Origin of the sequence: Anaerocolumna sp. (assembly GCF_032079385.1) — a bacterium.
GTDB lineage: Bacteria > Bacillota > Clostridia > Lachnospirales > Lachnospiraceae > Anaerocolumna.
Genome location: NZ_DAMAUC010000002.1, coordinates 247,566 through 262,184 on the forward strand (window position 1 = coordinate 247,566; position 14,619 = coordinate 262,184).

The 14,619-nt window shown below is 35.8% G+C and carries 12 protein-coding genes; all 12 read right to left on the minus strand.

All coding sequences use genetic code 11. From position 1 onward, the window contains the following. Positions 1–130: 130 nt before the first annotated feature. The gene (locus RT261_RS02825; RefSeq protein WP_313129087.1) at positions 131–4,690 is read right to left on the minus strand and encodes a PolC-type DNA polymerase III; all 4,560 of its coding nucleotides are present in this window, start codon (positions 4,688–4,690) and stop codon (positions 131–133) included. Positions 4,691–4,840: 150 nt separating this feature from the next. Beyond that, positions 4,841–5,908 carry a flavodoxin-dependent (E)-4-hydroxy-3-methylbut-2-enyl-diphosphate synthase gene (gene ispG / locus RT261_RS02830; protein WP_313129088.1) on the minus strand — a complete coding sequence of 356 codons (1,068 nt, stop codon included), beginning with the start codon at positions 5,906–5,908 and terminating at the stop codon, positions 4,841–4,843. Between the two features lie 15 nt (positions 5,909–5,923). Further along, complete coding sequence (gene rseP / locus RT261_RS02835; RefSeq protein ID WP_313129091.1) at positions 5,924–7,276, minus strand: RIP metalloprotease RseP; 1,353 nt, start codon at positions 7,274–7,276, stop codon at positions 5,924–5,926. Between the two features lie 18 nt (positions 7,277–7,294). After that, positions 7,295–8,470 carry a 1-deoxy-D-xylulose-5-phosphate reductoisomerase gene (locus RT261_RS02840; protein WP_313129093.1) on the minus strand — a complete coding sequence of 392 codons (1,176 nt, stop codon included), beginning with the start codon at positions 8,468–8,470 and terminating at the stop codon, positions 7,295–7,297. A 101-nt stretch (positions 8,471–8,571) separates the two neighbouring features. Further along, the gene (locus tag RT261_RS02845; RefSeq protein ID WP_313129096.1) at positions 8,572–9,369 is read right to left on the minus strand and encodes a phosphatidate cytidylyltransferase; all 798 of its coding nucleotides are present in this window, start codon (positions 9,367–9,369) and stop codon (positions 8,572–8,574) included. A gap of 15 nt (positions 9,370–9,384) precedes the next feature. Continuing rightward, positions 9,385–10,083, minus strand: coding sequence for an isoprenyl transferase (locus tag RT261_RS02850; protein WP_313129317.1), 699 nt, complete (start codon positions 10,081–10,083; stop codon positions 9,385–9,387). Between the two features lie 237 nt (positions 10,084–10,320). Then, positions 10,321–10,875 carry a ribosome recycling factor gene (frr, locus tag RT261_RS02855; RefSeq protein WP_313129100.1) on the minus strand — a complete coding sequence of 185 codons (555 nt, stop codon included), beginning with the start codon at positions 10,873–10,875 and terminating at the stop codon, positions 10,321–10,323. Between the two features lie 19 nt (positions 10,876–10,894). Beyond that, a complete protein-coding gene (gene pyrH / locus RT261_RS02860; RefSeq protein WP_313129103.1) occupies positions 10,895–11,599 on the minus strand; it encodes a UMP kinase in 705 nt (234 codons plus the stop codon). 53 nt (positions 11,600–11,652) lie between these two features. Then, the gene (locus RT261_RS02865) at positions 11,653–12,471 is read right to left on the minus strand and encodes a bactofilin family protein (protein WP_313129106.1); all 819 of its coding nucleotides are present in this window, start codon (positions 12,469–12,471) and stop codon (positions 11,653–11,655) included. A 60-nt stretch (positions 12,472–12,531) separates the two neighbouring features. After that, a complete protein-coding gene (locus RT261_RS02870; RefSeq protein ID WP_313129109.1) occupies positions 12,532–13,707 on the minus strand; it encodes a polysaccharide deacetylase family protein in 1,176 nt (391 codons plus the stop codon). 88 nt (positions 13,708–13,795) lie between these two features. After that, positions 13,796–14,020 (minus strand): hypothetical protein, encoded by a 225-nt coding sequence (locus RT261_RS02875; protein ID WP_313129112.1) that lies wholly within the window; start codon positions 14,018–14,020, stop codon positions 13,796–13,798. 116 nt (positions 14,021–14,136) lie between these two features. Further along, on the minus strand, positions 14,137–14,595 hold the full coding sequence (locus tag RT261_RS02880) for a cupin domain-containing protein (RefSeq protein WP_313129114.1): 459 nt from the start codon (positions 14,593–14,595) through the stop codon (positions 14,137–14,139). Positions 14,596–14,619 lie beyond the last annotated feature (24 nt).

Sequence of the window (14,619 nt, forward strand, 5' to 3'; positions counted from 1 at the left end):
CTACATTAAAGCTAAGATTGCAAGCATTATTTGATGAATTTTTTAAACTTTTTTAAATAATTCATCAAATATGTGCAATAAACCTTTTCCGATTTGCTATTACTTGCAATCAAGCTCTCTAATGTTATTACTATTTCAAAAAGTCCATCAAAGATATCTGATTGGATATTGGTAAATCTCCCATCAATCCCAAGTCCGCCATCAAATCTACAACTGTAGAACTTACTTTACATCTGCTCCTAAAATCATCTCTGGATAGAAAAGGTCCATCATTCACAGCCTCAACTACTGCGTCTGCAGCCTTATCTCCCAATCCATCAATGGTACTTAAAGAAGGCATCAGCCTCTTCTCATCGACGATTTGAAAATGGTGTGCTTTGGCTGTATATATGTCAATTGGCATGAAGTCAAATCCTCTCGCATACATTTCCTGAACAACTCTCATGTCCTTTAATACATCTTGTTCTTTCTTCGTCAGCTCATTGCTTCGTCTCTTATAATCTGCCATGTAGTATTCTAACCGCTCCCTTCCCAAGCACATTAGTTCATAGTTAAAAGCAGAGGCACGAATACTAAAATACGCCGCATAATATGCCAATGGATAATATACCTTAAAGTAGGCGATACGAAAGGCCATCATAACATAAGCAGCCGCATGTGCTTTCGGGAACATGTATTTAATGCGTTTACAGGACCAAATGTACCAATCAGGGACATCATTAGCTAACATTTCCTCTTCCATTTCAGGAGTCAGACCTTTACCTTTACGAACACTTTCCATTATTTTAAAGGAATGTCCACTGTCCACACCTTTATTGATTAAATAGGTCATAATATCATCACGGGTACAGATAGCCGTTGAAAGAGTACATTTTCCCTCTGATATTAACGTTTGAGCGTTGTTTAACCATACGTCGGTACCATGGGACAGACCAGATATTCTAACCAAATCTGAGAAAGTTTTCGGTTTTGTATCCCGAAGCATCTGCATAACGAAGTCAGTTCCAAATTCCGGTACACCAAGGCAGCCCAGGTCACATCCACCAATGTCTTCCGGTCTAATTCCCAAAGCACTTAGGTTATCAAATAAAGATAATACTTTTTTTTCATCCAATCGGATTGTTTTAGCATCCACTCCTGTTAAGTCCTCTAACATACGAATCATGGTAGGATCATCATGCCCAAGAATATCAAGCTTTAATAAATTATGATCAATAGAGTGGTAATCAAAATGAGTGGTTATGGTTTTAGTGGTCATATCATTAGCAGGCCTTTGAACCGGTGTAAAAGAATATATTTTTTCACCATGAGGTAAAACAATAATTCCACCGGGATGCTGTCCTGTAGTTCTACGAATACCAACACAGCCGGAGGCAATTCTATCTATCTCCGCTCTTCTTTTATGAGTTCCCCGCTCTTCATTATACTTAAGTACATATCCGTAAGCCGTTTTATCCGCCAAAGTACCAATGGTTCCGGCTCTAAAAGTATGTCCTTCCCCAAAAATAACTTCGGTATAATCATGAGCTTTACTCTGATATTCACCAGAGAAATTAAGGTCGATATCTGGTTCTTTATCTCCATTAAATCCAAGGAAAGTTTCAAATGGTATATCATGTCCATCTTTACTTAAAGATTGTCCGCAGACTGGGCAGCTTTTATCTGGCATATCACATCCGGAACTTCCCGCATATTCTCTTACTTCCTCTGATTCAAAATCAGAATAAAAGCAATTAGTGCAATAATAATGGGCTGCCAGAGGATTTACCTCAGTGATTCCAGCCATGGTTGCAACAAAAGAGGATCCAACGGAACCTCTGGAACCTACCAGATAACCATCTTCATTGGACTTCCATACGAGTTTTTGTGCAATAATGTACATTACGGCAAATCCATTACTTATAATGGACTGCAATTCATGCTCCAGACGTTGTTCTACTTGTTTCGGCAGGTTAGGTCCATACATTGAATGCGCTTTGTTATAACAGATTTCACGTAATGATTTATCCGAATCTTCAATTACCGGTGGACATTTATCTGGACGTACCGGAGAAATTTTTTCAATCATATCGGCAATTGTATTGGTATTGGTAATTACTACTTCAAGTGCCTTTTCCTTGCCCAAATAAGTAAATTCCTCCAACATCTCCTCCGTTGTTCTAAAATATAAAGGAGCTTGATTATCGGCGTCCTTAAATCCCTTTCCAGCTAATATAATACGACGATACACTTCGTCTTCCGGATCCATAAAATGAACGTCACAAGTTGCAACTACAGGCTTGTTGAATTCTTCACCAAGACTTACAATCTTACGATTTATATCCATTAGTTCTTCTCTGGAATTAATATTGATTTTATCACTATGAAGCATAAATTCATTATTACCCAGTGGCTGTATCTCCAAGTAATCATAGAAATTTACCAGCCTTGTAATTTCTTCCGGTGGCTGTTCTCTAAGCAGCGCCTGATACAATTCACCGGCTTCACAGGCAGTACCAATCAGTAAACCCTCTCTGTTTTCTAAAAATAAACTTTTTGGAATACGGGGTCTTTTACTGTAATATTCAATATGTGACTGTGAAATTAATTTGTATAAGTTAACTCTTCCTATGTCATTTTGCGCTAAGATTATTGCATGATATGTAGGCATTTTCTTTATAGCATCCGCTGATAATTTTCCAAGCTTATTAATTTCATTGATATACTGCACACCTTGTTCTCTTAACTTAGCGACAAACTTTACAAATATTTCTGCAGTTGCTCCCGCATCATCCACTGCACGGTGATGGTTTTCCAAAGAAATGTCCAAAGCCTTTGCAACTACATTTAACTTGTATCTATTCAATTCTGGCAATAAAATTCTGGCGAGTCCAACGGTATCAATAACCGTATAGTCAGTTTTGATTCCCAGTTCTTCTGATTTCTTCGTGATAAAACTTACATCAAAGGAAGCGTTATGAGCAACTAGTGCACTACCCTTGCAAAATTCAAGAAACTGCGGAAGAATGATATCTATGGTCGGATAATCCATAACCATTTCATCATTAATGCCTGTCAAATCTATAATCTCATAAGGAATGGGAACTTCAGGATTAATAAAAGTACTGAATTGGTCCACAATTTTACCTTCCACTACTTTTACCGCACCAATTTCTATAATTTTATCTTTTACCGGTCCAAATCCTGTTGTTTCAATATCAAATACAACATAAGAATCGTCTAAACTCTGACCTTTTTCATTGACTACCACTTCTTTTAAGTCATCCACCAAATAAGCTTCCACACCATAGATGACTTTAAATTCTTTCAGTCTGTCCCATTCTGATTCTGGATAATCCTTTTTACTTAGTGCATGATTGGCTTCTGGAAAAGACTGGACTACACCATGATCTGTAATTGCCACAGCTTTATGTCCCCAGGCAAATGCTCTCTTAACCAAATCCTTAACATCCACAACCGCATCCATGTCACTCATCATAGTATGGGCATGCAATTCCACACGTTTTTCCACACTGGTGTCCTGTCTTGTAGTTGTAAAGTCAGAAATAGTTTTAATACCTACAATAGAACCAAGGGCAATCTCACGGTCATATTTATCCAGCAAAGCCATCCCTTTTAATTTAATAAATTTTCCCCGCTTGACAGCAGTTAATAATTCCGGTGCTTCTTCTGTCTTTACAAATATTTTTCCCTGTATAGAATCAGTAAAATCTGTTATGGAGAATATGATAATCGTTTTTTCATTTCTTAATTCCCTTGACTCAACATTAATAATTTTACCTCGAATTACTACTTCACCAATTTCATCTTGTATTTCGGAAATAGGTATTGAATCACCTTCGAAACTTTTGCCATATATAATATCCGGATCATTTACTGCCTTTTTGTAACTGGTTCTGCCTTTATCATAAACATTTTTGTTTTGAAAATCTGATTTATTGGAACGATTCTTAGCTATATCCTCATTCTTTTTTGATTCACGGTATTTCACTTGATTGGAATTTTCTTTAGATACGGCAAGTTCAGCATTATATCCATTTTCTTTTTCCATCAATTCTCTGGCATAGGCATCCGCTGCCGCATCATCTGCTTTTGCCTGTTCACCTTTTGAATCTTCTTTTCCTGATTGCTTTTTAAGATTTTGAACATATTCATACTGGTATTCGTCTGTTTCTTCTTCCTTTACCGGTTCGTAATATTCAAAACGCACACGTATATCAGTATGAAAACGTTCTTTATACAGAGATGTCAAATAGGATGTAATATCTCCAGAGACTTTTTTTACTAAAAAATTATCTTCACAACGAAAAATCAGATTATTATCTTCAAATCTTATCTCCGATAATTCAAAAATATTATATTCTAATATACTTCTTTCACGAACTTCCTCCAAGAGACTATCCTTATACACGTTAAATAAATTCTCCGGTGTGTATTGTGCGGACAATAGATAACTTTCATGTAAAACTACCATATTAGAGGTAGAAGAAAACAGCTGCTTTTGCAGCTGATATTCCATTTTCTTTATAATATTTCTTCTAATGATCCGATCACTTTCCATGTATATTCTTATTTCTGATTTGGATTTTGATATAGCAACCCTCTCTACCTTAACTTCTTTAAAAACATCCTCTAAATTCTTTGGTAGATTGGATAGTTGATCAAAAACCTCAAAAAAAAGCATACTCATGTCCCCGCCTCATTTCTAAAACTAATTCTATCTGTTAATGTAATAATTTTGTTTATCTAAAAGAGATTCTTTGCACAAATTCGATAAAGCTAAATCCGCGCAAAGAATATATGTTTCAAAGGAACAATATTTACAAACACCGTTACTTTTCTATTTAGAATTTTTTTCTGCCTGCATATTTAATAATTCTTCACGAAGTACAGATAATAACTGGCTTTCCGGAACTTTTCGAATAATTTGGCCTTTTTTTATTAAAAGACCTTCTCCTTTTCCGCCAGCAATACCAATATCAGCCTCTTTTGCTTCACCGGGACCATTTACTGCACATCCCATAACCGCAACTTTAACATCCAGATCAATATCCTGAATCATGTTTTCCACTTGTCCGGCTAAACTTATAAGGTCAATCTGTGTTCTTCCACAGGTAGGACAAGAAACTAACTCTACTCCGCCTTTACGTAAACCAAGGGTTTTTAAGATTAGTTTTGCAGATTTTACTTCTTCTACCGGGTTGCCTGTTAAGGATACACGGATTGTATTACCAATTCCCTGATAAAGGATTATCCCAAGTCCCACTGCTGATTTAATATTACCGGATAAAACCGTTCCTGATTCTGTTATTCCCACATGTAGTGGATAATTGCATTGTTTTGCTATCAGTTCATGAGCTTTCACACACATGGATACATCTGAGGATTTAATACTAATAACCAGATTGTCATAGCCTAAATCTTCGATGATATGAACCTTATCCAATGCGCTTTCCACAATTCCTTCCGCTGTCACTCCATGATATCTCTCCAGAAAGTTTTTTTCCAAAGAACCACTGTTTACACCTACACGTATGGGAATATTTCTTTCCTTCGCCACATCTACTACTGCTTTTACTCTATCTGCAGACCCAATATTACCGGGATTGATTCGAATCTTATCTGCACCACGCTCTATAGCAGCAATAGCCAGGCGGTAATCAAAATGAATATCCGCGACTAACGGAATATGAATCTGCCGCTTTATCTCCGTGAAGGCTTCTGCCGCTTCCTTTGTTGGAACAGCACAGCGGATAATATCACAACCTGCTGCCTCCAGTTCAAGAATCTGTGCCACGGTAGCTTTCACATCTTCCGTCTTTGTATTTGTCATGGATTGAATTAAAATAGGATTTTTTCCACCTATTGCTTTATTACCAATATGAATAACTTTTGTTTCATCTCTCATAGTTTTCCTTCTATATTAAAATATTCTTCCTAAGTCATTAAATAGTACAAATACCATTAAAATTAATAAGGCGACCAGTCCGATCATATGGACAAAACCTTCTTTTTCCTGATTAATCGGTTTTCCACGTAATACTTCCAAAAATAAAAATACCAATCTACCTCCATCTAAGGCTGGAATAGGTAATAAGTTCATAACACCTAAATTAGCACTTAGGAGTATGCCAATGTTGGCCATACTTAAAAATACAGTAAGAATACCCTCACTTTTAGTGGCTTTGTAAGTCTCGCCGATAAAATCAACAATACCAACTGGACCAGCTAAATCTTCCGCACCTACCTTGCCGCGTATTAACTGTCCCAAACCTTCAATTGTGGAAGTAATCCAGAATTTCACTTCCGCAGCACCGTATCGAAGAATACCCAGCACTCCTGTTTTTTCTCTATAACGGTTAACCGATATGCCTATGTTATAACTATTAGCTGCTAATTCCGGTTTGGCAGAGGCAGTATAGGACTTTCCACCTCTTTCATAAGTTATGGCAATTTCCTCAGAAGTCAAAGGGTTTTCAAAGAAATATTGAGATAGCTTAACTCCGGTTGCAATTTCCACTCCATTAACACTGGTAATTACATCCCCAGTTTTTAGACCTGCTTTTGCCAAAGGCATATTTTCATATACATCGGAAATCTCTGCTGCAGTTGAATTTGGAGTATATCCGAATCCAAGCATATAATTATTTCTAGGAGCTATAACAGCCTCTCCCTTTTTCCCATCCCTTTTATATTTTACAGTTATATCTTTACCCGTTAGTGGATGAAACTCTAAATATGTGTCTACTTCTCTTGCTAAATTAATATGTTTACCGCCAAATTCTGTTATTACATCTCCAACCATAAGTCCAGCCTGCTCCGCTGGAGAATCCTTTGTAACATACTGAATCGAAGCCGGATCATAACCAATAATGCTTACAATAACCACAGACAAAATAAATGCTAAAATAAAGTTAAATAAAGGACCTGCAAATATTACAGAAATCCTTGCCCAAACCGGCTTATTATTAAAGGCTCTGTGATCATCTGCTATTTCATCTTCACCTAGCATAATACAAGAACCACCTATTGGTAGTAATTTAATGGAATACACTGTATTAGTCTTGCATTCTTCCATAGTATCATAATCATGTTGTGATAAAAATAATTTTGGACGATAACCTGCAGACATACGAACAAAGCTTATAATCCTTGGTCCCATTCCCAGTGAGAATTCTTTTACATATATCCCATTGGCTTTTGCCAGGGAAAAGTGTCCTAATTCATGTATAATAATAATAACGCTAAATATTAGTATTGGTAAAATTATATTCATTCTGACCTCCTTAAAGGTTTATAACAGATTTTTCAATGGCTTCCCATTATCTTTTGTCAGTTCATTTATAAAATCATATGTTTCATTTTCAATATTCAGAATTTGACCAACAGATGGATTCTCTACTTTTTTATGATTTTTAACAGCAGCCCCGATTATATCTGCAATATCCAGATATTTAATTTCTCGGTTTAAGAACTTAGCTACTGCTAATTCATTGGCAGCATTATAAACCGTTGGTACGCTTCCACCTTCTCTCGCTGCTTCATAAGCCAATTTAAGTCCGATAAAGGTCTTAAAATCAGGCTCTTCAAAAGTTAACTGACCTAATTTAAAGAAGTCGATTCTCTCTCCTTTTAATACTCTTCTTTCCGGATAATATAAAGCATACTGAATAGGGAGTTTCATATCCGGGGTTCCAAGCTGAGCTATAATACCCCCATCTATGAATTCCACTGCCGAATGTATAACACTTTGAGGTTGTATAACTACCTGTATTTTATCCAAAGGAGCATCAAATAACCATTTTGCCTCCATTACTTCCAAACCTTTATTAACCAATGTAGAAGAATCAATGGTAATTTTACGTCCCATAGACCAGTTTGGATGTTTTAGAGCATCTTCAACCTGAATACATTCCAGGTCTTTTCGTTTTTTGCCTCGGAAAGGGCCGCCGGAAGCAGTTAGTATAATCCTGCTGACTTCATTCTCTCCTTCACCGTGAAGTGCTTGAAAGATGGCAGAGTGTTCACTGTCAACAGGAAAAAGCTTCACCCCATATTCTTTCGCCAAGGGAGTAATTATATGACCTGCTGTAACTAATGTTTCTTTGTTGGCAAGAGCAATATCTTTACGTGCTTTAATTGCCTCTATGGTGGGCAGAATACCTATCATACCTACTACTGCAGTTACTACTATATCTGCCTGCTTTTCTGTGGCACAGTCAATTAAACCTTCCAAACCGGTAACAACAGAAACAGATAAATCCTTTACCCGCAGTGCCAATTCTTTTCCTTTTTGCTCATCCCATACGCAAACTATAGCAGGATGAAATTCTCTTATTTGTTTTTCTAATAAATCTATATTATGGCCTGCAGATAATGCAGTAACCTTAATATCCGTATTATTTCTTACTACTTCCAGTGTCTGTGTTCCAATAGAACCCGTTGACCCAAGGATGGATATACTTTTCATAACATTCCTCAATTCTAATACGAGTATTTTAAATTAATATGAACAAACGCTGAAGCTGATAATAATAATCAGCTAATCCATACCTTTAACTTATACCTGTTTTATAATATTTTTGCAAGTGAATATACAATGGGTGCAACAAATATTATACTATCAAATCGGTCTAATATTCCACCATGACCGGGGATTAATTTACCATAGTCTTTAATATCATGATTTCTTTTTATTGCAGAAGCTGCTAAGTCTCCTATTTGTGAAATTATGCTGGAAGCACCGCATATAATTGCAAATGCAAACTGCGGGTTCGTAATCCCTGTTATTTGATTTTTAATAATTGTTCCATATAAAATTCCCAATAAAGCTGCTCCTATTACACCGCCAATGCAGCCCTCCAAAGATTTTTTAGGACTTAATTTAGGCAAAATTTTATGTTTACCGATTAACATTCCGGTACAATATGCACTGGTATCCGATCCCCATGCACCAATAAAAATCAGCCACACTAAATAAGCTCCATCTTCTATAACTCTTACCTTATATAAATAGCTAAGCATAACTCCCACATAAAACAAGCCTAAGAAAACAATTGAAACTTGTTCGCTGCTGTATTTTGGAAAGGTAAATACGTAGATTAATAACAAAATAAGCAAAAAAGCAATAAATAACACCATGTTATACTGCTCATATTGATATAGTATTAAAAAATCCAGAGCTATACATGCAAGATAACCTATAATACCTAATAAGGATTTATTTATTTTAATGGTACGGTATAATTCCATCATGCCAATGAGGGAAATTGCTAAAACAGTTCCGAATAAAACATTTCCTCCCAACACAATGGTAGTTATAGTAATTAACATTAAAATAACGGAACTCCGAAGCCTTATCCAAAACATCCACTTATCCTCCTATTATATTTTGCCGAACCTTCTATCTCTACTATTATAGTATTCCATAGCTTTCATTAATTCCTTTTTATTAAAGTCCGGCCATAAAATATCTGTAAAATAAAATTCTGTATAAGCTAATTGCCATAATAAAAAGTTAGACAAGCGCTGTTCGCCGCTTGTACGTATAAGTAAGTCCGGATCCGGAATTCCTTTGGTATCTAAATAATTAGTAAAAAGTGTTTCATCTATATCTTCTAAGTTAATCTTTCCAGTTTTTACATCTATGGCAAGATTCTTGATTCCACGAATCATTTCGTCCCTGCTGCCATAATTTAAAGCCACTTGAAAGTTTAAGCCTGTATTCTTTGCCGATACTTCTTCTAATTCTCTGATTCTATTTTGCATTTCTTCATCTAATCTTGATATATCACCAATAATTCGAACTTTCATGTTGTTTTTACTACTTGTTTTTAAACAGTCTTTTAAATAACTACCTAATAATTTCATTAATGCATCTACTTCTTCTTTTGGTCTGTTCCAATTTTCAGTAGAAAATGCATAAACAGTTAAATACTTTATTCCAATATTGTATGCCTCTTCCGCAATTCTTTCCACATTTTTACTTCCTGCGGAATGTCCATAATTCCGGGGCATTCTTTTTTGTTTTGCCCAACGGCCATTACCATCTAATACAATTGCTACATGCTCCGGTATCCTCATACCGTCCTGATTTATAATATCTCCCATGGAGACCTCCAAAATATTTATTCAAGCGAATATTCCCACTTGCCAGTTGGAAAGCGTTGTCTGTAGATCAAATTTTTCCAACTGGTAATTCTAATCCTCTTTTAAGAAGCAAAGACTTACCTGATGAGATTAAACTAAGACGCATTTTGACATAACTGAGGGGCTGCTGCCTCTCAGCACAGGCAAAACACGTCCTAATCTCTTTTATATTTATACTGTTAGGATTTCCTTTGATTTGTCTTCGGTTAGTTTATCAATATCAGCTATGTGCTTATCTGTAAACTTTTGAACCTGTTCTTCTAATTGCTTCATTTCATCTTCTGATATTTCGCTGTTTTTATTTAGCTTCTTGATAGTATCATTTGCATCTCTTCTAATATTACGAACAGCAACTCTGGCATTTTCTGCTCTTTTCTTAATATCCTTAACCAGTTCTTTTCTTCTTTCTTCTGTTAACTCCGGGAACACTAAACGAATTACTTTACCGTCGTTACTAGGTGTTAAACCAAGGTCAGAAACAATAATTGCTTTCTCAATATCTTTGATTAGCTTGCTTTCCCAAGGCTGGATCTGAATAATTCTTGCTTCAGGAACGGAAATATTAGCAACGGATTGAATTGGAGATGGTGTTCCATAATAATCTACCCTTAATTTATCAAGCAAGTGGGGATTTGCCCTTCCTGCCCGAATGGTAGAATACTCCTCCTTTAAGCTTTCTAAAGATTTCTTCATTTTGCTTTCGTAAATTTCAATTCTTGAATCCATAATATTCGCCTCCTATATATTATACTATTACTTTAGTTCCATTAAATTTGCTGCCGACAGCATTTACAATACTGTTTTCTTCTTCTAATGCAAATACCAGCATTGGCATTTTATTCTCCAAACATAAAACAGTGGCAGATAAATCCATTACTGCCAGTTTACGGTCTAATGCTTCCTGCATACTAATTTCATCAAACTTTTTAGCGTCCTTATTCTTTCTTGGATCACTATCATAAACTCCATCTACTGCCTTTGCCATTAGAATAATATCTGCATCTAATTCAACTGCCCGAAGCACTACTCCAGTATCAGTTGAGAAATAAGGATGACCGGTACCGCCAGCCAGGAATACAACCTTTCCTTTCTTAAAATACTTATTAGCTCTATCTTTCGAAAATAGTTTGGTCATACTTCCACATTCAAATGGAGTGAGAATCTGTGTATTCATTCCTACATATCGAAATATTTCAGATACATAAATACAGTTCATAACAGTGGCCAGCATACCAATCTGATCTGCTTTTGTCCGATCAATGGTTTCACTGGTTCTTCCTCTCCAGAAGTTTCCTCCGCCAATTACAATTCCGACCTCTACACCACTGTCTACCAGTTGTTTCACCTGATTTGCAACTTTAATGCAAGTTGCCTCATCAAAACCGGTTTTCTTGTCCCCTGCAAGAGCCTCTCCACTTAATTTAAGTAATACTCTCTTATACCTGTTCATCTTTATAACTATGCTCCTTTCGCAGGAAGAAAAATTCAACCTGCTCTTATAAACTATTCAAATATATTTTCTATATCAACTGATGCATAAGGCAATGAACAGAAACCGTCAATAATGGCTCCATTATTAATTTGTATGGATTGTGCCTTAATATTGCCCTTAACAACAGCCGAAGAATCAATGATAACGGGTCCGTTAATATCAATTTCACCTTTTATTGCTCCGGCAATAACACCGGAAGAAGCTGTAACGTCTCCTATAATTACAGTTCCAAGTCCAATTTTAACACTACCCTCACTGCTAATGCTGCCTTCTAAGCGTTTTGCACCTACAAATACTTCGCGAGCCATACAGTTACCGGATACTGTACCATAAATAGAAAGTTTCCCCAAACATTCCACATCGCCTCTTATGGTACCCATGACATCTAAAGAACCATCTGCATTAATACTACCGTTAATTACAGTTCCCTTTGTAATTACTGTTATTTCATCGGTACCCTCTGCATCATTCATTCCACTTGATTCATCCATGGCTGCTTCTTCTGGTATTGGTTCAGGCTGTATATCGTTTTGTACTTCCAACATGTCAGATTCCGGAGTCTCCTCCAAGTCATTTAAGCTTTCTAAAGCCTCGCTTTCTTCATCCGCCGTCAGAATGGCATCCAGAATATCCATATCCACATTATCATCAAAATTACTTACTAAATCGTCAGATGCTGCTGCTTCCTCTCCTACTACTAAAGTATCCTCCCCTTGTTCAGGTTCTTCGTCTAAAGTATTAACCACTTGATTGTCGTCAAACATCTCTTCCGGCATTAATTCATTTACCGCCTGTGATAAATCCTCCTTAAAATCTTTAAAAAAACCCATAATTTTTCCTCCTGTGTTAATTGTATTTTAACTTTTTTACTATATTTTATTTCATGGATTTTACTTTACTTGTCTAATTGGAGTTACATCATCTGTTAACGGTAAGATATTGACGTCTTGTTCTGTTAAAGTCTTAAGAATGGATTCTAAGGATTTTATCGTATTCTCTTTTGTATCTGTATCGTGCATCAGAACAATAGATCTATTATGTATTTTGACACCCTCCATTACGCTCCTATAGAGTTCCTCTGGGGAATAATCTATTCCCGTAGCATCACCATTAACCACATTCCAGTCAAAATAGATAATCGACTTTTCCTTTAAAAACCGGATCAGCTCCTGAATATCTACCTTGCTCACCGAGTTCCCGCTTCCCCCTGGAAATCTATATAAAGAAGGAATGTATCCAGTAGTATCATATAACAAATCACTAAGCTTTGTAAAGTCTTTCTCAAAATCTTCCAAAGAATTATATATCTCATCATAAACATGGGAATAAGAATGCATTCCCAAAGAATGTCCTTCGTCTATAATTCTTTTATACATCTCCCTGGAATGCTTGTCTGTTTTACCGATAACAAAAAAAGTAGCCTTTACATTATATGTATCTAGCATATCTAAAATATCTGCAGTATACTTGCTAGGTCCATCATCAAAGGTTAAATAAACTGTTTTCGAGCTATCAAATATATAGCCTTCTTTTGATAAATTTAAATCTTCTTTTTCTGTCTTCTTCTCAGTAATTGGATCATTTTCTAATGACTCTTCACTTTTTCTCTCTGATTCGTTAGAAAGATCCTCCGACTCTGATAAATTGGTATTGAGAACCTGTTTTTCAGAATTCTCTATATCCGGCTTCTTTGTTTCCGTATTAACAGCTTCATTCTCTTTATTGGCATTGACTATTTGACTTTCCTTATTTTTATCTAATGTATTATCTTTACCGATAGAATTATTATATTTCACAACAGCTGCATGTGCAACACTTTCATGATTTTTTTCAAATAACTTACCATAGGTTGCTCCGTAACGTTCTATCATTAACATATCAACTTGCTTTTGAAGTGATTGTATTTTAAAAAACATTATAATACATAGAATAGTAGGGAGAATTAAGAAGACTATTATTAATACAATAATCGTAATTTTTATTTGCTTCACACGATTATGTCTGGAAACTAAAGCTTCTTTATCAGCAGCGGGTTTATCCTGCTCCAAGCCATCAGCTCCTCTCATGGTACTCTTCAAATTATTTTATCACATTTCGATAATAAAGAACATATTATTTATGAAAAAATTAATAAAAAACCGTAGTAACTATGTACTACGGTTTGTCATTTTCATCTTCTTTTCCCAGTGGAGTAAACCGATGATTTGCCGAGGATCTTGAAATATCACCACTTACATACTTTCGTTTATTCTTCACCCCGTATTTGCTTGCATTATTAATATTGACGTAACTACTATCATTAAAACTTACAAATTCTGTTCTGGATTCTTTTTTATTTGTATCCTTATCGTTGTTTGTATGGGCATAATTACCTTCCATGGAATGACCTCCTATTAAAATATTTCAAACACCCCTTAAAGATATATTAACTTTAGGGGGTGTTATACTCATCTATTAATATCTTTAGTTCTTGTTATTCAACTGCTTACCTTATCCTACCCTTGACTGGCCCAGTCTGCCGGATAGGTTACATAGATGAACCTTGCATAATTTTGAACCGAAAACTTAATGGAAGATCCCTTTGGTATTAATATTAATTCACCGGCATTGGCCGTCACTGACTTTCCATTGATTACAATATTTAAAGTACCTTCAATCACATAATCGATTTCATCGTAATTTAAAGTCCAATCAAATGTGGTTTCTTTCATCTCCATAATGCCACAACCAAGTCTTGGACTCTCTTCCAGCGAAAATAAATCCTTTGTATAGACAACGTCCCCTGGTTTACCAGTGTTCATCAGATCCTTGTCAGATACCTGAATGGTTGGGACTTTGACAGAAATGATACCTTCTTTCAGCTTATTTCTAGATAAATCTGTGGTACCATTGCTTAGCTTCTCCATTACAATTTCACGAATCATGGCCTCAATTTCCATACGATTTACTTCCATGGGCTTATTCCTTTCATTCTATCT